General features: G+C 36.9%; 25 protein-coding genes. 23 read left to right on the top strand and 2 right to left on the bottom strand.

Features of this window, described 5'->3' with window-relative positions; genetic code table 11:
• The first annotated feature begins 8 nt into the window (after window positions 1-8).
• The 8 genes from spoIIIAA to AB1284_RS16180 are packed head-to-tail and all read left to right on the top strand — an operon-like array spanning window position 9 to window position 5,101.
• A complete protein-coding gene (gene spoIIIAA, locus AB1284_RS16215; RefSeq protein ID WP_429753909.1) occupies window positions 9-932 on the top strand; it encodes a stage III sporulation protein AA in 924 nt (307 codons plus the stop codon).
• The gene (gene spoIIIAB / locus AB1284_RS16210; RefSeq protein ID WP_429753910.1) at window positions 929-1,444 is read left to right on the top strand and encodes a stage III sporulation protein SpoIIIAB; all 516 of its coding nucleotides are present in this window, start codon (window positions 929-931) and stop codon (window positions 1,442-1,444) included. The genes spoIIIAA and spoIIIAB overlap by 4 nt, the downstream gene beginning before the upstream one ends.
• 12 nt (window positions 1,445-1,456) lie before the next feature.
• On the top strand, window positions 1,457-1,660 hold the full coding sequence (gene spoIIIAC, locus AB1284_RS16205) for a stage III sporulation protein AC (protein WP_429753911.1): 204 nt from the start codon (window positions 1,457-1,459) through the stop codon (window positions 1,658-1,660).
• 9 nt (window positions 1,661-1,669) lie between these two features.
• Window positions 1,670-2,068 (top strand): stage III sporulation protein AD, encoded by a 399-nt coding sequence (gene spoIIIAD, locus AB1284_RS16200; RefSeq protein ID WP_429754441.1) that lies wholly within the window; start codon window positions 1,670-1,672, stop codon window positions 2,066-2,068.
• A gap of 14 nt (window positions 2,069-2,082) precedes the next feature.
• Window positions 2,083-3,252, top strand: a complete 1,170-nt coding sequence (gene spoIIIAE, locus AB1284_RS16195; protein ID WP_429753912.1) for a stage III sporulation protein AE — start codon at window positions 2,083-2,085, stop codon at window positions 3,250-3,252.
• A 12-nt stretch (window positions 3,253-3,264) separates the two neighbouring features.
• Entirely contained in the window at window positions 3,265-3,894 is a 630-nt protein-coding gene (spoIIIAF, locus tag AB1284_RS16190; RefSeq protein WP_429753913.1) for a stage III sporulation protein AF, read from the top strand.
• Complete coding sequence (gene spoIIIAG / locus AB1284_RS16185; protein ID WP_429753914.1) at window positions 3,887-4,531, top strand: stage III sporulation protein AG; 645 nt, start codon at window positions 3,887-3,889, stop codon at window positions 4,529-4,531. Before spoIIIAF ends, spoIIIAG begins: the two co-directional genes overlap by 8 nt.
• Window positions 4,532-4,543: 12 nt before the next feature.
• On the top strand, window positions 4,544-5,101 hold the full coding sequence (locus AB1284_RS16180; protein WP_429753915.1) for a SpoIIIAH-like family protein: 558 nt from the start codon (window positions 4,544-4,546) through the stop codon (window positions 5,099-5,101).
• Window positions 5,102-5,143: 42 nt separating this feature from the next.
• Here the strand turns inward: AB1284_RS16180 and AB1284_RS16175 are convergent, their stop codons facing one another.
• Entirely contained in the window at window positions 5,144-5,317 is a 174-nt protein-coding gene (locus AB1284_RS16175) for a DNA recombination protein RecO (RefSeq protein ID WP_429753916.1), read from the bottom strand.
• A gap of 460 nt (window positions 5,318-5,777) precedes the next feature.
• Here AB1284_RS16175 and accB point away from each other — a divergent pair, with 460 nt between their 5' ends.
• The 14 genes from accB to spo0A all read left to right on the top strand — a co-directional run bounded on the left by accB (window position 5,778) and on the right by spo0A (window position 20,857).
• The gene (gene accB / locus AB1284_RS16170) at window positions 5,778-6,260 is read left to right on the top strand and encodes an acetyl-CoA carboxylase biotin carboxyl carrier protein (RefSeq protein WP_429753917.1); all 483 of its coding nucleotides are present in this window, start codon (window positions 5,778-5,780) and stop codon (window positions 6,258-6,260) included.
• A 17-nt stretch (window positions 6,261-6,277) separates the two neighbouring features.
• Complete coding sequence (gene accC, locus AB1284_RS16165) at window positions 6,278-7,630, top strand: acetyl-CoA carboxylase biotin carboxylase subunit (RefSeq protein ID WP_429753918.1); 1,353 nt, start codon at window positions 6,278-6,280, stop codon at window positions 7,628-7,630.
• Between the two features lie 22 nt (window positions 7,631-7,652).
• A complete protein-coding gene (locus AB1284_RS16160) occupies window positions 7,653-8,045 on the top strand; it encodes an Asp23/Gls24 family envelope stress response protein (protein WP_429753919.1) in 393 nt (130 codons plus the stop codon).
• Between the two features lie 346 nt (window positions 8,046-8,391).
• On the top strand, window positions 8,392-8,775 hold the full coding sequence (gene nusB, locus AB1284_RS16155) for a transcription antitermination factor NusB (protein ID WP_429753920.1): 384 nt from the start codon (window positions 8,392-8,394) through the stop codon (window positions 8,773-8,775).
• Between the two features lie 333 nt (window positions 8,776-9,108).
• Window positions 9,109-9,969, top strand: a complete 861-nt coding sequence (folD, locus tag AB1284_RS16150) for a bifunctional methylenetetrahydrofolate dehydrogenase/methenyltetrahydrofolate cyclohydrolase FolD (protein ID WP_429753921.1) — start codon at window positions 9,109-9,111, stop codon at window positions 9,967-9,969.
• Between the two features lie 27 nt (window positions 9,970-9,996).
• Window positions 9,997-11,355, top strand: a complete 1,359-nt coding sequence (gene xseA, locus AB1284_RS16145; protein WP_429753922.1) for an exodeoxyribonuclease VII large subunit — start codon at window positions 9,997-9,999, stop codon at window positions 11,353-11,355.
• Window positions 11,345-11,575 (top strand): exodeoxyribonuclease VII small subunit, encoded by a 231-nt coding sequence (locus tag AB1284_RS16140; RefSeq protein WP_429753923.1) that lies wholly within the window; start codon window positions 11,345-11,347, stop codon window positions 11,573-11,575. The genes xseA and AB1284_RS16140 overlap by 11 nt, the downstream gene beginning before the upstream one ends.
• Window positions 11,575-12,468, top strand: coding sequence for a polyprenyl synthetase family protein (locus AB1284_RS16135; RefSeq protein ID WP_429753924.1), 894 nt, complete (start codon window positions 11,575-11,577; stop codon window positions 12,466-12,468). The genes AB1284_RS16140 and AB1284_RS16135 overlap by 1 nt, the downstream gene beginning before the upstream one ends.
• Before the next feature lie 263 nt (window positions 12,469-12,731).
• Entirely contained in the window at window positions 12,732-14,624 is a 1,893-nt protein-coding gene (dxs, locus tag AB1284_RS16130; protein WP_429753925.1) for a 1-deoxy-D-xylulose-5-phosphate synthase, read from the top strand.
• 3 nt (window positions 14,625-14,627) lie between these two features.
• Window positions 14,628-15,467 carry a TlyA family RNA methyltransferase gene (locus AB1284_RS16125; protein ID WP_429753926.1) on the top strand — a complete coding sequence of 280 codons (840 nt, stop codon included), beginning with the start codon at window positions 14,628-14,630 and terminating at the stop codon, window positions 15,465-15,467.
• A gap of 154 nt (window positions 15,468-15,621) precedes the next feature.
• Complete coding sequence (gene argR / locus AB1284_RS16120) at window positions 15,622-16,071, top strand: arginine repressor ArgR (protein ID WP_429753927.1); 450 nt, start codon at window positions 15,622-15,624, stop codon at window positions 16,069-16,071.
• Window positions 16,072-16,403: 332 nt separating this feature from the next.
• Window positions 16,404-18,143: a DNA repair protein RecN gene (gene recN / locus AB1284_RS16115; RefSeq protein ID WP_429753928.1), complete on the top strand. Its 1,740-nt coding sequence runs from the start codon at window positions 16,404-16,406 to the stop codon at window positions 18,141-18,143.
• 119 nt (window positions 18,144-18,262) lie between these two features.
• On the top strand, window positions 18,263-19,564 hold the full coding sequence (spoIVB, locus tag AB1284_RS16110; RefSeq protein ID WP_429753929.1) for a SpoIVB peptidase: 1,302 nt from the start codon (window positions 18,263-18,265) through the stop codon (window positions 19,562-19,564).
• A 498-nt stretch (window positions 19,565-20,062) separates the two neighbouring features.
• The gene (gene spo0A / locus AB1284_RS16105; RefSeq protein WP_429753930.1) at window positions 20,063-20,857 is read left to right on the top strand and encodes a sporulation transcription factor Spo0A; all 795 of its coding nucleotides are present in this window, start codon (window positions 20,063-20,065) and stop codon (window positions 20,855-20,857) included.
• A gap of 492 nt (window positions 20,858-21,349) precedes the next feature.
• On the opposite strand, the gene AB1284_RS16100 is transcribed toward spo0A, so the two are convergent.
• The gene (locus tag AB1284_RS16100; protein WP_429711776.1) at window positions 21,350-21,496 is read right to left on the bottom strand and encodes a YycC family protein; all 147 of its coding nucleotides are present in this window, start codon (window positions 21,494-21,496) and stop codon (window positions 21,350-21,352) included.
• A gap of 142 nt (window positions 21,497-21,638) precedes the next feature.
• Here AB1284_RS16100 and AB1284_RS16095 point away from each other — a divergent pair, with 142 nt between their 5' ends.
• Window positions 21,639-22,367 carry a glycerophosphodiester phosphodiesterase gene (locus AB1284_RS16095; RefSeq protein WP_429753931.1) on the top strand — a complete coding sequence of 243 codons (729 nt, stop codon included), beginning with the start codon at window positions 21,639-21,641 and terminating at the stop codon, window positions 22,365-22,367.
• Window positions 22,368-22,529: the final 162 nt, after the last annotated feature.

Below are 22,529 nucleotides of genomic sequence, written 5' to 3'. Positions count from 1 at the left end.
AGAGAGCTATGAAAGAAGTATTAGAGATGTTGCCAAAGCAAATCGAACGTTTTATACAAGACTATAAAGAAAATGACGGATTAGAAGAAATACGGATTCGGATTGGTCGACCGCTTGAATGTATTGCGCGCGGTGAAGCGCATTTTTATAACTATATTGTGACGGTAGAAGACGCAGCATATTTGCTGAATAAGCTGAGTCAATATTCACTTTATACGATGGAAGAAGAATTAAAGCGAGGGTATGTTACATTGCGCGGAGGACATCGCGTTGGTTTAGCGGGCAAAGTAATTATGGAAAAGAGTGCAGTGAAAATGATTCGGGATGTGGCGTCATTTAATATTCGAATTGCTCGCCAAAAAAAGGGGATTGCTGAGCCGCTTATACCATATTTATATGAGAAGCATTGGCTGAATACAATGATTATCGGTCCGCCGCAAACAGGCAAAACAACATTATTACGTGATGTAGCGCGTTGTATGAGTGCGGGGGTTCCAAGGCAACATATTCCTTCTTGTAAAGTTGGTATCGTAGACGAAAGATCAGAAATTGCGGGGTGCGTGAAAGGTGTACCGCAATATGAGTTTGGAACAAGAGTAGACGTGTTAGATGCATGTCCAAAAGCAGAAGGTATGATGATGATGATTCGCTCAATGAGTCCCGATATATTAATTGTTGACGAAATCGGCCGACCAGAAGATAGCGAAGCAATTATGGAAGCTGTTCATGCTGGTGTTCAATTGTTTACTAGTGTGCATGGACAAGGGCATGAAGATATACTGAAACGACCTTCTCTAAGGAAAATCATAGAACTGGGCGTATTTGAACGCTTTATTGAGCTTTCTAAAATAAAAGGACCAGGAACGATTTTGAATATGAAGGATGGCAGCGGAAAGCCAATTCGCCGCGGGGAGAAGGTGCTGAACGTATGATTAAATTTTTTGGTGCCGCACTTATCCTTGCGGTATCAACATTTTTTGGCTTTTCATATGCGAAGAAATATAGTGAGCGCCCTCGCCAATTACGGTTGTTAAAGGCAGCACTGCAATCACTTGAGGCGGAAATTATGTATGGGCATACCCCGTTGTCAGAGGCAGCTGCACGTCTTGAAAAACAAATGCCAAAGCCTTTGAACTGGTTATTTCATAGCTTCCATGAACGATTAGAAAGGGGAGAGCAAACGGTTCGGGAAGCATGGATGGATAGCTTACAAGAAAATTGGAAACTCACGGCCCTGAAGCAAACAGAATATGAAATTTTACAGCAATTTGGAGAAACGTTAGGACAACACGACCGGGAATCACAGCAAAAGCATATTCGTTTATGTATTACGCATTTAGAAAGAGAAGAAGGGGAAGCAAAGGAAATGCAGATTCAGTACGAAAAGATGATGAAAAGTTTAGGTGTATTAGCAGGACTACTTATCGTTATTTTATTGTTGTAAGGGGGAAAGGTGATGTCGATCGACGTTGGATTAATCTTTCAAATTGCAGGCATTGGTATTATTTTAGCTTTCATTCATACTGTGCTGAAAGAACTAAAGCGAGAAGATATTGCCAACTGGGTTATTCTTGTTGGTTTTGTCGTTATTTTATTTCAAGTTGCATTTTTAATTAACAATTTGTTTGAGAAGATTAAAAGCGTCTTTCTCTTTCAGTAAAGGGGGGCGATTCGAATCGAAATATTACAAATTGTAGGACTTGGGCTTGTGGCGACCTTTTTGGCGGCAGTATTGAATCAACATAAATCGAGTATAACTTCATTGTTTATTGTATTTGTCGGTAGTGTGATGTTTTTACTTATAATCGATCAAATTCACTCTATTTTAACGATGATTGAGCGCATTGCGAATGAAGCGAAGGTGAGCAATGTGTATGTGGAAACGCTGCTAAAAATTATTGGAATTGCTTATATTGCAGAATTTGGCGCACAAATTACGAAAGATGCAGGACAAGGAGCGATTGCCTCAAAAATCGAATTAGCAGGAAAAATTTTAATTTTAGTGATGGCGATTCCAATATTAACGGTTGTAATTGAAACAATTCTCGGTTTTTTACCAACCGGATAAAGGAGGGGTGAAATGTGCGATCGTTTGGAATAAAGCTTTTGTTTACCTTTCTCCTCTTTTTTTCTTTGCCAATTATCGTACAAGCTTCTCCCTTAGAACAAAATGTTGTGGATGAACAGCTAGGAAAGCTTGGGATAGAAGATGTAAAGAAATATTGGGATGACCTTGTTGCAAAGTATGGGGGATATTTGCCGGAAAGCCAAAAGGGAAGCTTTATGGAGTTTGTAAAAGGAGAAAAAAACTTTTCAATTAAAGAGTGGTTAATTGGATTACTAAAATATTTATTTCATGAATTAGTGGCTAATGGAAAGTTACTTGGGACACTTATTATGCTTACTATTTTTAGTGCGCTTCTTCAATCACTTCAATCTGCTTTTGAAAAAAGTAGTGTTGGAAAAATAGCAGATGCTGTTGTATATATGGTGCTTATCGTTTTTGCTTTAAATAGTTTTTACGTTGTAATGACGTATGCAAGGGACACTATTCAAACAATGATAGATTTCATTTTAGCACTTCTTCCTATTTTGTTGGCGCTTATTGCTACTGGAGGCGGTGTTGTATCTGTTTCCTTCTTTCATCCGATTATTGTTTTTCTTATGAATACGAGCGGGATGCTCATGAATTATATTGTTTTACCGCTCCTGCTGCTTGCAACGATTTTAAGTATTGTAAGTACAATGAGTGATCAATATAAAGTCACAAAATTGTCCAAGCTGCTTCAAAATGTTAGCGTTAGCATCATTGGCATTTTCTTAACAATCTTTCTTGGTGTGCTATCTGTACAAGGAACGGCAACAGCAGTAGCGGATGGGATTGCTGTTAAAACAGCAAAATTTGTAACGGGAAACTTTATTCCAGTTGTGGGGCGAATGTTTACCGAAGCAGCAGATACAGTGCTCAGTGCATCTGCATTATTAAAAAATACAATTGGAATTGTTGGGATTGTTATTTTATTACTTATCGTTGCTTTTCCTGCGATTCAAATTTTTTGCATTGCTTTTATTTATAAGTTTGCAGCAGCAGTGCTACAACCTGTTGGTGGAGGGGCGATTATCCAATGCCTAGATATTATCGGTAGAAGCATTATATACGTGTTTGCTTGCTTGGCTATTGTATCGTTTATGTTTTTTTTAAGTATCACTATTATTATCGCAGCTGGAAATATTACATTAATGATGCGTTAGGGGGTGATCAGGTTGCAATTTGTAGTAGAGTGGATTCGGAATATTATTGTGTTTCTACTATTAGCGACGATGCTTCATATGTTACTTCCTAATTCAAAATTACAAAAGTATGTCAAATTTGTTGTTAGTTTGCTTCTAGTTGTTTTAATCTTAACGCCCTTGTTTAAATTATTGCAAACAGACATTCAAGATGTAATTGCAAACGTTAGTCAAGACAAGTATGTGGCCAATGGATTAGTAGAAAATCAAATTGATACAAAGAAAAAAGAAATACAAGCCTCACAACGTGCATATATTTTAGAACAGATGGCTGTCCAAATGAAAAAACAAATTGGAAAAGAACTGGAAGAAAAATATGGTATGGCCGTTATGAGTTTGCAGATACAAGTACCAGAAGAAAAAAAGGAAGTGAAATCTCAGCAAGATATTCAGTCTGTTGTCGTAATGCTTCAAAAAAAGGATCGTAATCGAGAAGGAGCTATTGAAACAATTCAAAAGGTAGAAATTAATTCGAAAGAACCTCGAAAGACATCAGAACAAAACACAGCTGAAATGAAACAATTCTTTTCAAACAAATGGCAATTAGAAGAGAACAAAATTAAAGTTCAGATGGAAGGGGGGGCAGAAAAAGCAAATGAATAACAAATTTCAATTTTTCCGCAATTTTTTTAAAGGAAATGAAAAAGATGAGAAAGAGAAAAAAATAACATCAAAGTTTTTAATTATTTTGCTTATACTCGGTATGCTTCTTATGTTTTCTAGTAATCTTTTTCAAGCGAAAAAACCAGAAGTGCCTGTTTTGAAATCGCAGACAGGGCAAGAACAGCCTAAAGATGTACCAACGTTTGGACAAAAGGACAGCGACAATAAATCTATCATTGATAAATATGAAAAAGAATATGAGCAACAATTAAAAGAAGCATTAGAAAGTATTACAGGTGTTAAAGACGTAACAATTACAGTCAATCTTGATTCATCTGAAGAAATAATACTCGACAAAAATACGGTGAAGCGATCGCAAACGACAAATGAAACAGATAAAGAAGGTGGAACACGAAAAGTTGAGGATGAGTCTACCGATGATAAAACCGTGATTGTACGTCAAGGGGATAAAGAAGCTCCTATTGTACTTCGAAAAGAGAAGCCGAAAGTTCGCGGTGTTCTTGTTGTTGCAAAAGGAGTGGATAACATACAAGTAAAACAAATGGTAAAAGAAGCTGTTACGCGTATGCTTGATGTCCCAAGCCACCGTGTATCTGTCTTACCAAAAAAGAATTAGGGAGGAAATAAAGTGCTAAAAAAACAAACAGTTTGGTTATTAACGATGTTAAGTTTAGTTGTTGTTCTTTCGGTATACTATGTAATGACGCCAGATAATAAAAGTAAGGTTGTTACAACATCTCTTGAAGAAGTAACGAAAGAGAAGCAAGGAACTCAAAAGGAAACAAGTAAAAAAGAAACAAGTAAAAAAGAAGGTAATGTATCTAGTCAATCTGCTAGTGATGATAGTTTCACAGCACTACGTTTGCAAATGGAAGATCAGCGCAGTGAAGTGAAAGAAAAATTGCAAGATGTAATGAACTCAACAAACGCTTCTGCTGAAGAGAGAAGTAAAGCAAAAGATGACTTTAATGCATTAAGTGATTTAGCAGCAAAAGAAACATTATTAGAAACATTGATTAAAACAGAAGGTGGCTATAAAGATGCACTTGTACGTGCAGATGGAAATGACATTAAAGTGACAGTGAAAGCAGCGAAGCTTTCTGCGAAAGAAGCAAATAAAATTATGCAGCTTGTAAAAAGTGAAACGGGCTTAATGGCAGACGTTCGATTTGAAATCGCAAAGTAAAAAGCTATCGATTTTTCGATAGCCTTTTTTGTTTATTAGAAGTTAGTCTAGCAATTGTAATTTAGCCTCTTTTACTTTTATAGGAGAAATTCGTTGTGAGCAAAAAATCATCGGTTCTTGATGAAGGCGATTACTTTGTCCGCATTTCATTTGAATAGCAAGAGCCATAACCCAAATAATAACAGTTGGTAGAAAGAGAATAAGCCAAATGTTCACGTTTTCGCACCTCACTGTATAGGATTCTACTTTGACGATACTCCTTTTATATGAAGGGGATATGAAGTGGAGGTAAATAAATCTTTAATATTTGGTAAAAAATAAATAAAATTACATAATAAGGTATATGCCACTGTTTTTTCAGAAGTGGTCTTGCCAATTTTGAGTGAAGCTTGGTATTATTACTAGGTGATAAAATATAATATACTGTTATTTTCACAGGAGTTTTTATTTATCATAAAGAAAAAATAAGTTGGAATGTTAAAAATATTTATCGTAAGATGAATATATAGTGTGAAACTTCATAGTAGTTTTTATTGAGAGTACGCGAAGTAATTTATTATTGTCTGTTATAGCAAGATTTAGTGAAACTTCCATCAATGACGTTTATGAATGATGGCTTGTAGAAGCAACCAAGCTATTGCAGCAGGACAAACAAGTATATAGGAGTGGATTTTATATGTTTAAAATTCAAGAAGTTCGTGAATTAATTAAGTTGATTGATGATTCTAATATTGATGAATTTGAATACAAAAAAGATGGTACTACAATTAAGATGAAAAAGCGTGGCAATGAAGTAGTTGCTGTGCAACCTGCTCTTGCAGCACAAAAACCTGTACAAGCTATCGCAACAGAAGTAGTTGCTGCACCAGCTCAAGGTGAAACGCCAAAACAAGAAGAGAAACCGGCAGTACAAGATGAGAACTTGAAAAAGATTACTTCTCCAATGGTCGGAACGTTCTATGCATCTCCATCACCAGATGCACCTGTATATGTAAATGTAGGAGATCGCGTATCAGAAGGGAAAATTGTTTGTATTGTAGAAGCAATGAAACTCTTTAATGAAATCGAATCAGAAGTAAATGGAGAAATCGTTGAAATCCTTGTGAATAACGGTCAGCTTGTTGAATATGGACAACCGCTATTTCTTGTAAAAGCATAATAAGGGAGTCTTGAATTATGATTAAAAAAGTATTAATTGCGAACCGCGGGGAAATTGCTGTACGAATTATTCGTGCTTGTAAAGAAATGAACATTGAAACAGTTGCGATTTATTCTGAGGCAGATAAAGAAGCGCTTCATGTACAAGTAGCCGATGAAGCATACTGCGTTGGTCCAACCGTATCAAAGGAGAGTTATTTAAACTTAACGAACATCATTAGTGTTGCGAAATTAACAGGTTGTGATGCAATTCACCCTGGATATGGATTTTTAGCAGAAAATGCTGATTTTGCAGAGCTTTGTCGTGAATGTAATTTAATTTTTATCGGTCCAAGTCCAGAAGCTATTTCAAAAATGGGCACAAAAGACGTTGCACGTGATACAATGAAAGAAGCAGGGGTTCCGATTGTACCGGGTTCACAAGGAATCATTAAAAATATCGAAGAAGCTGTAGCACTCGCAGAGGAGATTGGATATCCTGTTATTATTAAAGCAACAGCGGGCGGCGGCGGTAAAGGTATTCGCGTTGCGCGCACTGAAGAAGAGCTTGTGAAAGGAATTCAAATTACACAGCAAGAGGCAAGTACCGCTTTTGGAAACCCTGGTGTATATTTAGAAAAATACATTGAAGATTTCCGTCATGTGGAAATTCAAGTGATGGCAGATAACTATGGTAATGTCATTCATTTAGGAGAGCGTGATTGTACAATTCAGCGTCGTTTGCAAAAGCTATTAGAAGAGTCACCTTCTCCAGCTTTAGATGCTACTATTCGTCAACAAATGGGAGAAGCGGCAGTAAAAGCAGCGGCGGCAGTAGATTATACAGGTGCTGGAACAGTTGAATTTATTTACGAATATAAAACGAAAAGTTTCTATTTTATGGAAATGAATACACGAATTCAAGTCGAACATCCTGTAACTGAAATGGTAACAGGGGTAGATCTTATTAAAGAGCAAATTCGTGTTGCTTCAGGAGAGCGGTTATCGCTGCAGCAAGAAGATGTACAATTTAACGGTTGGGCAATTGAGTGCCGAATTAATGCGGAAAACCCTGCCAAAAACTTTATGCCATCTCCAGGAAAGGTAGAAATGTATTTACCACCAGGAGGATTTGGTATTCGCGTCGATTCAGCTGTATATCCTGGATATACGATTCCGCCTTATTACGATTCGATGGTTGCAAAGCTTATTGTTTACGGAAAAACACGTGAAGAAGCAATTGCAAAAATGAAGCGAGCGTTAAGTGAATTCGTCATTGAAGGTGTACATACGACGATTCCGTTTCATTTACAACTTCTTGACCATCCTGAGTTTGTACAAGGTGAATTTAACACTAAGTTTCTAGAACAGCATGATTTAACGGCGCACTGATACATTTAAAGGAGGTTTTTTCATGGCTGATCATATGTTAGACATGGGGCAAGACACAAGCCTTGGTAAAGTAGAAATCGCACCGGAAGTAATTGAAGTAATTGCAGGTATTGCTGCTTCTGAAGTAGAAGGTGTAGCATCAATGCGTGGTAATTTTGCAACAGATGTTGTTGAGAAATTAGGAAAGAAAAATCACGGAAAGGGCGTAAAAGTAGAGTTAGCAAACGATGACATTATCGTTGATGTTTATGTATTAATGTACTTTGGTGTAGCAATTCCAGTTGTTGCACAAAACATTCAAGATAATATCCGTCAAGCGCTTCTTACAATGACAGGCCTTGAACCGAAAGAAATAAACGTGCATATCGTTGGTGTAACATTTGAAACACCAAAGACAGAAATTGAGCCAGTGTAATACTAAAAAAGGTGCCTCGTTATACAGGCACCTTTTTTATCGTTTTGTATACTTTTACCTTAATTTCAGAAACATAATATCATTCTGAAAAATGAAAAATATTTAAGGGTAAATACGTATTTTTGAAAAATACGTACATTGTGGTATGATATGGAACTTGAAGTTAATCTTTTTATTATTTTTCCGTTAGGGAACCCGTGTATGAAACGATAAATTGTGGTATTATCATTGTATTATAAGGTTGAAAACTCAGCGGAATTTATAAAGAGTAAGTAATTCGACGGCTTATAAATTATAATAATATAACAAAACATAAGAAAGACTTGAAGTATAAAGGAGAGTTATAATGAAACGTAGGACGGCTAGAGAAAGAGCAATGCAAGCACTCTATCAAATGGATATTACCGGAGAATATAATCCGAAAGCTGCAGTAGAAAACGCACTTGAAGAAGGCGAAAGTACAAATGAATTTTTAGAAACACTTGTCTTTGGGTGTGTAGAGCATAAAGAAGCAATTGATGAGCTTATTCGTCAAAATTTAAAAAAGTGGAAATTAGAGCGCATTAGCATTGTTGATCGCAGTATTTTACGACTTGCTGTGTATGAAATGAAATACATGGAAGATATTCCGCATAGCGTATCTATTAACGAGGCAATCGAAATTGCAAAAGCATATGGGGACGAGGAATCTCGTCGTTTTATTAACGGCGTTTTATCTAGTATAAAGTGAAACTTCCGTCTGTGGGGAGATTTTTCCCCACAGATGGAAAGCCTTCACCAATCGGGTTCTTATGGGCAGTTATTCCCTACCTATCTTTGTCGTTTCTTTTTAATCTTAAGGTGGGAATCATACTGTCCAAAAGTAGCGGGATAAAGTGAAACTTTCATCTACGGAGGGTTTCATCTCCTCACAGATGATTAATAAGACTAATTAAGCTTTTATGAGCAGTTAACCCTCACCTATCTTCTTTGAATTTTCAAACCTTTAAGATGGGGGCTCTACTGCTCGTTAGAGCGGGGTAGAAGAAAATAGCTTTATAATTTTTTAAGGGGGAATTTTAACATGGTAGCAGTAATCATCAAAGGAAATGAAGTTGCAGAGAAAAAGCGAGCACAGTTAAAGGAGAAAGTTGCAGAACTAAAAGAACAAGGAATTGTACCAGGATTAGCTGTTATTTTAGTTGGGGATGATCCAGCTTCTCATTCGTATGTAAAGGGGAAAGAAAAAGGGTGCGAACAAGTTGGTATTTATTCTGAATTAATTACATTTCCTGATACAATTACACAAGATTGTTTATTAGCAGAAATCGATCGTTTAAATAACGATAATCGTATTCACGGCATTTTAGTGCAATTACCTTTGCCGAATCACATTGAAGAGAAGGCTATCATTGAAAAAATTTCTCCTGAGAAAGATGTGGATGGTTTCCATCCAATTAGTATCGGCCGTATGATGACAGGACAAGATACATTCCTTCCATGTACACCGCACGGTATTTTAGAATTAGTAAAAGAAACGAACCTTGATATTACAGGAAAACACGTTGTTGTTATTGGACGAAGCAATATTGTTGGAAAACCAGTAGGACAACTGTTTTTAAATGAAAATGCGACAGTTACTTATTGTCATTCAAAAACAGCAAATATAAAAGAATTAACAAAGCTAGCTGATATTCTAATTGTTGCAGTTGGCAGAGCAAAAATGGTAACAGCTGACTATGTAAAAGAAGGTGCAGTTGTAATTGATGTCGGAGTAAACCGTTTAGAAACAGGAAAACTTTGCGGTGATGTTGACTTTGAAGATGTATTAAACGTTGCAGGCTATATTACCCCAGTACCAAAAGGTGTAGGTCCAATGACGATTACAATGCTATTAGAAAATACAGTACTATCTGCAGAGCGCGCAGGTGTTGTTTGTAAGTAATTACAAAGCGGCTATGAGGAGAGAAAGATGGATAAGCAATATTTAACCGTTACAGCATTAACTCGTTATATGAAAACAAAAATAGAGTATGATCCTCATTTACAGTCTGTTTGGTTAAAAGGAGAAATTTCAAATTTTAAATATCATAGCCGCGGTCATATGTATTTCACATTAAAAGATGAAAATGCAAGAATTGCTGCGGTCATGTTTGCAAGTCACAATCGTAATATGAAATTTAGACCAGAAGACGGGATGACGGTGCTTGTAAAAGGGAAGATCTCTGTTTATGAAGCAAGTGGTTCATACCAAATTTATGTTCATGATATGCAGCCGGATGGAGTAGGGAATCTTCATTTAGCATATGAACAGTTAAAGGCTCGTTTAGAGGAGGAAGGGCTGTTTTCACAAGTATATAAACAACCAATTCCTGCTTATCCAACAACAATCGGTGTTATTACGTCACCAACGGGTGCGGCCATTCGGGATATTATAACGACGATTACACGCCGTTATCCTATTGGAAATGTAATTGTATTTCCAGTTCTTGTACAAGGGGAGTTCGCGGCTCCCTCGATTGTACAGGCTATTGAACAGGCAAATGAAATGAACGATATGGATGTATTAATTGTTGGGCGCGGCGGAGGTTCAATTGAAGAACTATGGGCGTTTAATGAAGAAACAGTGGCCCGAGCAATCTTTACGAGTAAAGTTCCGATTATTTCTGCAGTTGGTCATGAAACGGATTTTACAATTGCTGATTTTGTTGCGGATTTAAGAGCGCCAACGCCAACAGCAGCAGCTGAATTGGCAGCTCCTCACATTCTTGAATTAGAAGAAAAAGTGATGCAGCGTACACTTCGGTTAACGCGAGCGATGCGTGAGATGATGAAATATAAGCAGGAACATCTGCAAGCATTACAAAAATCATATGCGTTTCGATATCCAAAACAACTGTATGAGCAAAAGGAAGAACAATTGGATCGTACAATTGATAAGCTGATGCAAACGAAAGAACGTTACATAGAGAAGAAGGCGAATCAGCTTCAGAAGCTGTCCTTTTATTTAGGAAAGCATCATCCTTCGCAAAAAATTGAACAAACAAAGCTTACGGTGGATGCATTGCAAAAACAACTGCAACGCGAAATGCAAACTCTTTTACAAGCGAAAGAATTTGCTTTTACAAGAGCAGTAGAGAAGTTAGAAACCTTAAGTCCTCTTAAAGTGATGATGCGAGGCTACGGTCTTGTGTATAACAATAAAAAACAGGTGTTAAAAAGCGTGAAGGAAATTGACATTGGAGATGCGGTTGCAGTACAGCTTCAAGATGGTGTGTTAGAATGTAATGTATGGGGAATAGAGGAGCGTGAACTAGGCGATGGAAAATAAAGTGAGCTTTGAAGAAGCGATTGCAAAGCTTGAGCAAATTGTTTCTAAGCTTGAACAAGGCGATGTTCCGCTTGAAGAAGCAATTTCATATTTTAAAGAAGGTATGGAACTTTCTAAGCTTTGCGATGAAAAATTAAAAGATGTACAAGACCAAATGGCAGTTATACTTGGTGAAGACGGTGAACTTCGTCCTTTTACTGCCCTAGGAGATGAAGCATAATGGCGTATGTAGCTTTTGATGCTTTTATGAAAGAGAGCAAAGCATTTGTTGAAGAACAGCTTGTGCGTTATGCAAATACATTGCAATGTCCGAATGTGCTTCGCGAGGCGATGGCATATTCATTAGAAGCGGGCGGAAAGCGTCTCCGGCCGTTACTTTTATTTGCGACGCTTCAAGCGTTTGGGAAAGATAGAGATTTAGGGATAGGTACAGCCTGTGCACTAGAAATGATTCATACATACTCTTTAATTCATGATGATTTGCCTTGTATGGATGATGATGACTTACGCCGCGGGAAACCGACAAATCATAAAGTATTTGGTGAAGCGATGGCTGTATTAGCCGGCGATGGATTGTTAACATATGCATTCCAAGTTGTAACAGAGCAAGAGCATACAGACGTTACTCCTGAAATCAAGCTGCGCATTGCGTTAGAACTTGCAAAGGCAGCAGGACCAGAAGGAATGGTTGGAGGACAAGTTGCGGATATGGAAGCGGAAGGAAAACAGTTAACGCTTCATGAGTTAGAATATATTCATAAACACAAAACTGGCCGTTTATTAGAATTTGCAGTATTAGCCGGTGCACTATTATCAGGGGCTACGACTGAGCAACAAGAAAAACTACTTACATTTGCGAAATATGTTGGACTTGCTTTTCAAATTCGTGATGATATTCTAGATGTAGAAGGAACAGAAGAAGAAATTGGGAAGCCAGTCGGAAGCGATATGACAAATGAAAAAAGCACATATACAACGTTGTTTATGGTAGAAGAAGCGAAGCACATTTTAGAAGAGACAATTGCAAAAGCAAAAGACGCAATTTCTTCTTTGCAATTACAAGATGAATATTTGTTAACAATTTGTGATTTAATTGCAAAGCGTAATCACTAGTATTAAGAACGTTTTCGTTTGTTGAGCCATTCAGGATTTTATGGTATAAATGTAGACAAAGGTTTTTCTTTTCTTGTTATTGGCAAAAATATATGTAGATTACATTGCCGTTATCACTTTGTGTTAGCGGCTCTTTTTTCATCGTATAAAATTAAAGAATATGCTTGATTTTTTTAATACAATTAAGTACAACTATGTTTTATAGGTATTTTGTATAATAGTTGACACGATGACAGATTATGAAACGAAAGTGAGTGATCCTTGTGGATCTGACGCAAATTCAAAATCCTAGTTTTTTGAAGGATATGTCTATAAGTGAATTAGAGGCGTTAAGCGAAGATATTCGAAAGTTTTTAATTGAAGAGCTTTCTCAAACTGGTGGACATATTGCTCCAAACCTAGGTGTAGTAGAACTCACAATTGCTTTGCATAAAGTATTTAATAGTCCAAGGGATAAATTCTTATGGGATGTAGGACATCAATCCTATGTACATAAAATTTTAACAGGGCGTGCAAAGGAGTTTGGTACATTACGACAATATAAAGGATTATGCGGTTTTCCAAAGCGCTGCGAAAGTGAGCATGATGTATGGGAAACAGGACATAGTTCTACTTCATTATCTGCCGCAATGGGAATGGCGCTTGCGCGTGATTTAAAGAAAACGAAAGAGTATATTGTTCCAATTATTGGTGATGGTGCGCTAACAGGTGGAATGGCACTGGAAGCGCTAAATCATATTGGACATGAGCAAACAGATATGACGGTTATCTTAAATGATAATGAAATGTCGATTGCCCCGAACGTTGGTGCATTGCATAACGTACTTGGACGTTTACGTACAGCAGGGAAATATCAATGGGTAAAAGATGAATTAGAATACTTATTGAAGAAAATCCCAGCAGTAGGCGGTAAAGTAGCAGCAACAGCAGAAAAAGTAAAAGACAGTTTGAAATATTTACTTGTGTCTGGTGTGTTTTTTGAAGAGTTAGGCTTTACATACTTAGGCCCTGTTGATGGTCACGATTATGAAAGTTTATTTGAAAATCTTCAATATGCAAAGAAAACAAAGGGCCCTGTTATTGTCCACGTCATTACGAAAAAAGGAAAAGGCTATAAGCCGGCTGAAAGTGATGTAGTGGGAACTTGGCATGGCACAGGGCCATACAAAATTGAGTCTGGTGATTTCGTAAAACCGAAAGAAGCTGCGCCGGCATGGAGTTCTGTTATTAGTGAGGCGGTTCGCAAGCTAGCGAAGAATGACCCGCGTATTGTTGCTGTGACACCAGCAATGCCGGTTGGATCAAAGCTTGAAAAATTTGCGAAAGAGTTTCCTAATCGCATGTTTGATGTAGGGATTGCTGAGCAGCATGCGGTAACGATGGCAGCTGGTTTAGCGACGCAAGATATGAAGCCGTTTTTAGCGATTTATTCTACGTTTTTACAACGTGCTTACGATCAAGTTGTTCACGATGTGTGTCGTCAAAATTTAAATGTCTTTTTTGGAATTGATCGAGCAGGGTTGGTAGGAGCTGATGGAGAAACGCATCAAGGTATATTTGATATTGCATTTTTACGTCATCTTCCGAATATCGTTCTCATGATGCCAAAAGATGAAAATGAAGGCCAACATATGGTATATACGGCTATTAATTATGAAAATGGACCAATTGCACTTCGTTATCCACGTGGAAATGGGCTTGGTGTACCTATGGATGAGGAGTTTAAAGAAATTCCAATCGGTACATGGGAAACGCTTCGTGAAGGTTCACAAGCAGCCATTTTAACATTTGGTACGACAATTCCGATGGCAATGGAGGCAGCAGAATGCCTCGAGAAGAAAGGTATTTCTGTAAAGGTTGTAAATGCTCGCTTTATTAAGCCTATGGATGAAGCATATTTACATGAGCTGCTAGGAAAGAATATGCCGATTTTAACAATTGAAGAGGCGTGTTTAATGGGAGGATTTGGTTCTGGTGTGTTAGAATTTGCTAGTGAGCAAGGGTACCATAATGCATTAATTGAGTGTATGGGTATTCCTGATCATTTCATTGAACATGGCAGTGTATCTAAACTTCTTGAAGAAATTGGCTTAACAACAGATGCAGTTGTTGAACGCATTTGTACAATGATTCCATTAAAACAAAAAAGGGCGTAACAAATGAGCGGAAAAAAAGAAAGAGTAGATGTACTATTAGTAGAACGAGGACTTGTAGAAACAAGAGAAAAAGCAAAGCGAGCTGTTATGGCTGGTCTTGTATATGCTAATGAAATGCGTTTAGATAAGCCTGGTGAAAAAATACCGCAAGATACAGAGCTTACAGTAAAAGGCCAAGTGATGCGGTATGTAAGCCGTGGTGGATACAAACTAGAGAAGGCATTAGAGACGTTTCAAATAGATTTGCAAGACAAAATTATGTTAGATATTGGTTCTTCAACTGGTGGATTCACCGATTGTGCTTTGCAAAACGGAGCGAAGTTATCATATGCGTTAGATGTAGGTTATAATCAGCTTGCGTGGAAAATGCGTCAGGACGAGCGCGTTGTGGTAATGGAACGGACGAATTTTCGTTATGTAACACCTGCTGATCTGCAGCAAGGGTTACCGCAATTTGCCAGTATTGATGTATCATTTATATCTTTAAAATTAATTTTACCTGTACTGAAAACAATGTTAACTCCTGGTGGTGACGTTGCAGCCCTCATTAAGCCGCAATTTGAAGCTGGGCGGGAGCAAGTGGGGAAAAAGGGAATTGTTCGCGACCGTAAAGTGCATGAAGCGGTTATAGAAATGATTGTCGATTTTGCATTAAATGAGGGTTACGATGTTCAAAATTTAACGTTCTCCCCAATTACAGGCGGAGATGGGAATATTGAATTTTTAATTCATTTAAAATGGCATGGTGAGCGTGCACAAGGGGAAAATCATTCTCCTATTCGAGTAGAGGAAGTTGTAACAGAAGCTCACGAAGCCCTGAAGCAAAAAGGAAAAGAGGAATAACAATTGTTGTTCCTTTTTTTATCATATAGAAAGTTAGCGTTGTAAATACAATTGTAAAAACAATTGTGTACAAGTAACCGGTTATACGTTAACATAAATAAGAGAAGTATACCAACGTTAAACTAAGGTAAGAGATAGTGCGAGGTGCAAAGATATGAATAAAGGGCAGCGCCATATTAAGATCCGAGAAATTATTGCGAGTAAAGAAATTGAAACACAAGATGAACTAGTAGATATTTTGCGTAATGAAGGTTTTAATGTAACGCAAGCGACAGTATCACGAGACATTAAGGAATTACATTTAGTAAAGGTACCACTTCATGACGGAAGGTATAAATATAGTTTACCAGCCGATCAACGATTTAACCCACTTCAAAAATTAAAGCGTAATCTTATCGATTCGTTTGTTAAATTAGACTCAGCTGGTCATATGCTTGTGTTAAAGACATTGCCAGGTAACGCAAATGCTCTTGGTGCACTTATTGATCATTTAGAATGGGATGAAATTATTGGCACAATTTGCGGTGATGATACGTGTTTAATTATTTGCCGTACATCTGAAGATACAGGAGTTGTATCGAATCGTTTTTTAAATATGCTGTAACAAAAAGAATCTTGTTTACTTTATTGCTCAGAAGAGTGAAAAGTAAGCAAGATATTTTTGTTATGAAGAAATATAAAGTGAAACTTCCATCAATGGGGAAGGCTTATTGCCTGTTAATGTGGGATAAAAATCCAAAATTGCACGTGAAAATGCACATCTCCATATCAAAATATCATTATTGTTACATTGACCGTAAAAACAAATGTTTGGTACAATGAAGCAGGTTACATGACATATTCTTCATTAAGAAGAGAATCAACAGAAGAATGTATGTGAGAATAGTTTAAGCCTCCAGTGCGGAGTGTGAATTAGATAACGAGGTGAATGAGGCATTGTTATCAGAATTATCGATTAGAAACTTTGCTATTATTGAATCATTGAATATTTCTTTTCAAAAAGGGCTGACTGTTTTAAGTGGTGAAACGGGTGCAGGGAAATCCATTATTATTGATGCGATTAGTCTTCTTGTTGGAGGACGCGGTTCTGCGGAATTTGTTCGCTATGGGACAGAGAAAGCTGAAATTGAAGGGTTATTTTATATTGAGGATGAAAATCATCCTTGCGTTATGAAAGCAGAAGAACTTGATATTGAAATTGAAGATGGCATGATGATTTTAAAACGAGATATTTCTGTGAATGGGAAAAGTGTATGCCGCGTAAACGGAAAGTTGGTTACATTAAGTGTATTAAAGGAAATTGGGAAAACGCTTGTTGATATTCATGGGCAACATGAAACGCAAGATTTAATGAATGAAGACCGTCATTTATTTATGCTTGATCATTTTGATGGGGACCATATCTTAGTTCAGTTAGAAAAGTATCAAAATGTTTATAGAGAATACGAGCAATTAAAAAAACAATTGCTCTCTTTAACGGAGAACGAGCAACAAATGGCGCATCGTTTAGATTTGATTCAATTTCAACATGAAGAGATTCGGAATGCAGACTTGAAAATAGATGAAGAACAAAACTTATTAGAAGAACGATTGAAGATTTCAAACTTCGAAAAGATTTATAAGGCGCTGGGTGATTCGTATCGTTCTTTAACTGAAGACCGTTCTGGTTTAGATCATGTTCGAAATGCAATGAATCAAATGGAGAGCATTACGGATTTAGATATTGCATATCAAGAAAACTATGATGCAATTGCAAATAGTTATTATTTATTGGAAGAGGTCGCTTATCACCTGCGTGAAAAGTTAGATATGATGGAGTATGATCCTAATCGTTTAGATGAAATTGAAACGCGTTTAAATGAAATTCGTATGTTAAAACGTAAATATGGAAATACTGTAGAAGAGATTTTAGCGTATGCGGATGAAATTGAACAAGAAATATTTACCATTGAAAATAAAGATGTACACATTGAAACGACAAGAAAGAAATTAAAAGAAATAGAACAGCTTATATTAAAAGAAGCAAAATCCTTAAGTGATATGCGCCACAATCTTGCGAACCGATTAACAACGGCAATTCATCAAGAGTTAAAAGAGCTGTACATGGAAAAGACAAAATTCGAAGTAATGATAAAGAAAAAAGAAGGGACAATTGACGATCCTCTTGTCGAAGGAGCTCCTGTAAAAATGAACCAAGATGGATATGACTGTGTGGAATTTTATATTTCTACAAATCCAGGAGAACCGCTAAAGCCGCTTTCTAAAGTAGCTTCAGGGGGAGAATTATCCCGTATTATATTAGCGTTAAAGAGTATTTTCTCTAAACATCAAGGTGTTGCTTCTGTCATTTTTGATGAGGTAGACACTGGGGTAAGTGGGCGTGTTGCACAGGCAATTGCTGAAAAGATTTATCGTGTTTCTGTCAATTCACAAGTGCTATGTATTACGCATTTACCGCAAGTTGCGTCTATGGCAGATTCTCATTTGTTTATTCGTAAACAAATTGTCAATGAGCGAACAGTTACATCTGTTACTGTACTGAATCAGGAAGAAAAAGTAACAGAAATTGCTCGTATGATCTCTGGTGTGGAAATTACTGATTTAACAACAGAGCATGCAAGAGAGCTGCTCTCGCAAGCGCATCGTTTTAAACAAGCAGCAGAGGCTATCCAATAATGGATAGCTTTTTTGGTAACAATAATGATTTCTTAATTCTTCCGGTTATAAAGAAAGGGTAGCAAGGAGAGATTAAAAAGTGAAGCCGCATGGCTGAATGTGGGTTAGGAGCGAGGAGAGTGAAAAGATTGAAATTAGAGCAATTTCGAAAAATCATAGGAATCTGTCTCCTTGTTTCGCTTGTCTTTATTGGGTGTTATAAACCGCTCCGTGAGTTTATTTCACTTCCAAAGCAACTTGTTATGTTTCAAAATCAAGATTCACAAGTATCTTCTTTACCTGTATTTCAAACAAAATCAACAGATGAAGCGATTTTTACAATTGCTTCTCAATATGCTGGCGAAAAAACAATTGCAGTAAATCCTCATCAAAGTGGAGAAGCTGATATGGTTTATGAGCTTGCAGGATTGCCGGTGAAAAAAGTAAATGTAAAAGTACTAAAAGATTTTAGGGTGGTTCCAGGCGGACAATCAATAGGAGTAAAGTTAAATGCAAAAGGGGTACTTGTTGTAGGGCATCATTTAATACAAACAGAAAAAGGAAAAGTATCTCCGGGTGAACTTGCAGGTGTACAAGTAGGAGATATGATTACTGAAATAAATGGTAAGACAATTGAAAGAATGAGTGACATTGCACCATTTATTCATGATAGCGGGAAAACAGGAGAATCGCTTAATCTTGTTTTATTGCGAGATGGAAAATATATTCGAACAAAATTAACGCCACAAAAAGATGGGGGAGAACAGTCGTATCGAATTGGATTGTATATTCGTGACTCAGCTGCAGGCATTGGAACGATGACATTTATTCATCCAGAGTCAATGAAATACGGTGCACTTGGTCATGTTATTTCTGACAATGATACGAAGAAACCAATTCAAGTTGAAGATGGACAAATTGTCCGTTCGACGGTAACATCCATTGAACGTGGTAGTAATGGTGATCCCGGGGAAAAACTAGCAAGATTTTCACCAGATCATGAAATTATTGGTAATATCACAACAAATAGTCCATTTGGTATTTTTGGTAAATTAAATACAGGAATGAAAAATGGAATTATGGATGAAGCAATTCCGATTGCCCTTTCGTATCAAGTAAAAGAAGGACCTGCAAAAATTTTGACAGTTATTGATCAAGATAAAGTGGAAGCGTTCGATATAGAAATCGTAAGCACAGTTCCGCAAAAATTCCCTGCAACAAAAGGAATGGTTGTTAAGATTACAGATAAACGTCTATTAGAAAAAACAGGTGGAATTGTACAAGGAATGAGTGGTAGTCCTATTATACAAGATGGGAAATTAGTTGGTGCTGTAACACACGTATTTGTCAATGATCCAACATCTGGATATGGTGTTCATATTGAGTGGATGCTACATGAAGCGGGTATTAATATTTATGCCGATCAGAAAAAAGCAAGCTGAATAAGTTCAGCTTGTTTTTTTCTGATCTATTCCGCTATTCGCGGACAGTAAGAGCCTGATTGGTTCAACTAACTTTTCATGAAAAGAGCATTCATGAAAGGAAGTTTCAATTTACCCCGCTCAAACGGTTGGTAAGAAGTATAAGCAAGAAGAAGTTCAAACCACCCGTAAGAGCCCGATTGGTTCAACTAACCTTTCATGAAAAAAAGCGTTCATAAAAGGAAGTTTCACTTTATAAAGTCGTTGAAAATTTACAAAAGTTTCGCAATGGTTGTTTTTTGTTGTAAAATAAAAGTAAAGTATGTATATTCGGTTGTAATCATATGATGGAATATGTAAAAGAAAACTAAGAAATGAACGATAAAGATGTTTTTTTTGTGATTTTTTCGGAATTTAAGAAAGTTTTAAAGGGGATTTTCACATAATTGTCGAACAATTCATGTAGTCTAGAAGCTAATACTTTATGTCGGGAGAAATCATTAGTAGGGAGGAAAAGTTGTGGAGAAAATTAAAGTGTGTCTCGTGGATGATAATAAAGAACTTGTATCTATGTTAGAGAGTTATGTTGCCGCTCAAGATGATATGGAAGTGATTGGTGTAGCTTACAATGGTCAAGAGTGCTTAAATTTATTAAAAGAGAGACAACCGGATGTGCTCGTGCTCGATATTATTATGCCACATTTAGATGGACTTGCAGTGCTAGAAAAAATGCGTCATATTGACCGTTTCAAACAGCCGAATGTTATTATGCTAACAGCGTTTGGACAAGAGGATGTGACAAAAAAGGCTGTTGATTTAGGTGCATCATATTTTATTTTGAAACCATTTGATATGGAAAACTTAACTAGTCATATTCGTCAAGTGAGCGGAAAATCAAGCGCTACAATTAAACGTCCACTGCCAGCTTTTCGTTCTGCCACAATGTCTGATGGGAAACCAAAAAATTTAGATGCGAGCATTACGAGTATCATTCATGAAATTGGTGTACCAGCTCATATTAAAGGGTATATGTATTTGCGAGAAGCAATTTCTATGGTATATAACGATATTGAATTGCTTGGTTCAATTACCAAAGTACTATATCCAGATATCGCAAAGAAATATAATACAACAGCAAGTCGTGTAGAACGTGCAATTCGTCATGCGATTGAAGTTGCATGGAGCCGAGGTAATATTGAATCCATCTCTTCTTTATTTGGTTATACGGTATCTATGTCAAAAGCGAAGCCTACAAATAGTGAGTTCATCGCGATGGTGGCAGATAAGTTGAGATTGGAACATAAAGCTTCGTAAAGATTGATATTGTAAGTTTTTTAATGCTTGGCGGTAATGTAAAGTTATCAACAAACTTCTTTTTGTACTAATAAATAACGTTAATTTTAATAAGAGCCGTCTTTTATTGGTTTGTGAAAATACAAATTAATGGAAGGTGGTTTTTATTTTTGACGAATTTAACATTATCGCCTGGAAAATCCTAAAAATTAAATATATAGTCGGAAACCTTTTGTTTAATAAATGAATCCCAAGTTATGTCTAAAAAGATTGGTCGCTACAATAGATGAATGCGAAAGATGAGCATAAGTTGCTTGTTAACGAATAAGTCATTCATATATAAAGTGAACCTTCTATCAATGGAATTTTTGTTATTTCAGTGGTGGTATCGGAGGTTTTCTTTGAGTAGATAGAATACTTAAGTGTTACATGTCATTTTGGTAATAAAAGAGAGATAAGATGTGTTAGTGGATTGGAACCTTATAAGAAAAGTCCTGTACACAACAGGACTGTCTATTCTTTATCTTGATTTTGTTTTTCTAATTCAACAAGTTTTTGGATTAAAATATGCTGAGGCATATGCATAAGCTGTTCAAGTGGAACACCGAGAGCTTTAGATAACTTAATAGCTGTTTCTGGTGAAAGTTGTAATGGTTTCATAAAAGTACCTCCTTTTTGTATAGTATAACATAAAGTGGAGCATCCATCGGTGGAGACTTGCTGATGGCAGCAACTCGTAAGGTTAGTAACTTGTAATGATTTCTTGCTAGCCAATAGAGCAGATAAGATTTGAGGTGATAAGATGACGCTTATTTTTGGGCATCGCGGGGCTGCGGGAGCATATCCGGAAAATACAATGGTTTCTTTTCAAGCGGCGGAGCAGTTTGGAGCCGATGGAATTGAATTGGATGTTCAGTTCACAAAAGATAGCAAAATTGTTGTCATTCATGATGAAACAGTAAATCGAACGACGAATGGAAAAGGAGCAGTCCGGAGTTATTTATATAAAGATTTGCGTGTATTGGATGCCAGTTATACATTTTATAATAAGGTTGGTGTGTGCCGCATTCCTTTATTAGAAGAGGTGTTAGAATGGCTAGGAACAAACAATCTTTTTCTTAATATTGAATTAAAGAATAATAAGGTGCCGTATCGAGGTTTAGAAGAAGAGGTGATTACACTTATTCGGAAATATCGTATGGAGGACCGAATTATTCTATCTTCTTTTAATCATCATAGTATGAAAAGGTGTCATATGATGGCTCCTGATATTGAAACAGCGATTTTATATAAAGAAGGGTTGCATAGTCCTTGGGCTTATGCGAAAAAGATGGGCGCCAGTGCCATTCATCCGAACTATCGTTATATTTCGGATGGGATTATAGAATTAACAATGATAAATGGTGTAGCGGTGCGTCCATATACGATTAATGATGAAGAAGTGATGAGAAAGTTTTTGGAGATGAATGTGACCGCTATTATTACAGATTTTCCAGAGCTTGCAAAAAGGCTATTGCAAGGTGAAAAATGAGACCTTTCTTCAGAGAAGGTCTCATTTTTGTGTGAACGTTTGATATTGTGGAGTGTTTCAAGTTGAAGAATTCTATCTCGCTATTTGCGAGTAGTAAGAGCCCGCTGATGGAAGTTTCACTTTATCCCGCTATTCACGGGCAGTGAGCCCCCGCCTAAAGAT

Origin of the sequence: Bacillus sp. S2(2024) (assembly GCF_050474045.1) — a bacterium.
Taxonomy (GTDB): Bacteria; Bacillota; Bacilli; order Bacillales; family Bacillaceae_G; genus Bacillus_A; species Bacillus_A yunxiaonensis.
This window is presented reverse-complemented; position numbering and strand designations above follow the sequence as displayed.

Excerpts from the sequence above, each read along its gene's own strand:
- AB1284_RS16095 (WP_429753931.1), top strand. The coding sequence starts at position 21,639 with ATGACGCTTATTTTTGGGCATCGCGGGGCTGCGGGAGCATATCCGGAA.
- accB (WP_429753917.1), top strand. The coding sequence starts at position 5,778 with ATGTTTAAAATTCAAGAAGTTCGTGAATTAATTAAGTTGATTGATGAT.
- AB1284_RS16135 (WP_429753924.1), top strand. The coding sequence starts at position 11,575 with ATGGCGTATGTAGCTTTTGATGCTTTTATGAAAGAGAGCAAAGCATTT.
- AB1284_RS16140 (WP_429753923.1), top strand. The coding sequence starts at position 11,345 with ATGGAAAATAAAGTGAGCTTTGAAGAAGCGATTGCAAAGCTTGAGCAA.
- AB1284_RS16100 (WP_429711776.1), bottom strand. The coding sequence starts at position 21,496 with ATGAAACCATTACAACTTTCACCAGAAACAGCTATTAAGTTATCTAAA.
- spoIIIAC (WP_429753911.1), top strand. The coding sequence starts at position 1,457 with ATGTCGATCGACGTTGGATTAATCTTTCAAATTGCAGGCATTGGTATT.
- spoIIIAG (WP_429753914.1), top strand. The coding sequence starts at position 3,887 with ATGAATAACAAATTTCAATTTTTCCGCAATTTTTTTAAAGGAAATGAA.
- AB1284_RS16160 (WP_429753919.1), top strand. The coding sequence starts at position 7,653 with ATGGCTGATCATATGTTAGACATGGGGCAAGACACAAGCCTTGGTAAA.
- spoIIIAA (WP_429753909.1), top strand. The coding sequence starts at position 9 with ATGAAAGAAGTATTAGAGATGTTGCCAAAGCAAATCGAACGTTTTATA.
- argR (WP_429753927.1), top strand. The coding sequence starts at position 15,622 with ATGAATAAAGGGCAGCGCCATATTAAGATCCGAGAAATTATTGCGAGT.
- xseA (WP_429753922.1), top strand. The coding sequence starts at position 9,997 with ATGGATAAGCAATATTTAACCGTTACAGCATTAACTCGTTATATGAAA.
- AB1284_RS16125 (WP_429753926.1), top strand. The coding sequence starts at position 14,628 with ATGAGCGGAAAAAAAGAAAGAGTAGATGTACTATTAGTAGAACGAGGA.
- spoIIIAB (WP_429753910.1), top strand. The coding sequence starts at position 929 with ATGATTAAATTTTTTGGTGCCGCACTTATCCTTGCGGTATCAACATTT.
- nusB (WP_429753920.1), top strand. The coding sequence starts at position 8,392 with ATGAAACGTAGGACGGCTAGAGAAAGAGCAATGCAAGCACTCTATCAA.
- folD (WP_429753921.1), top strand. The coding sequence starts at position 9,109 with ATGGTAGCAGTAATCATCAAAGGAAATGAAGTTGCAGAGAAAAAGCGA.
- accC (WP_429753918.1), top strand. The coding sequence starts at position 6,278 with ATGATTAAAAAAGTATTAATTGCGAACCGCGGGGAAATTGCTGTACGA.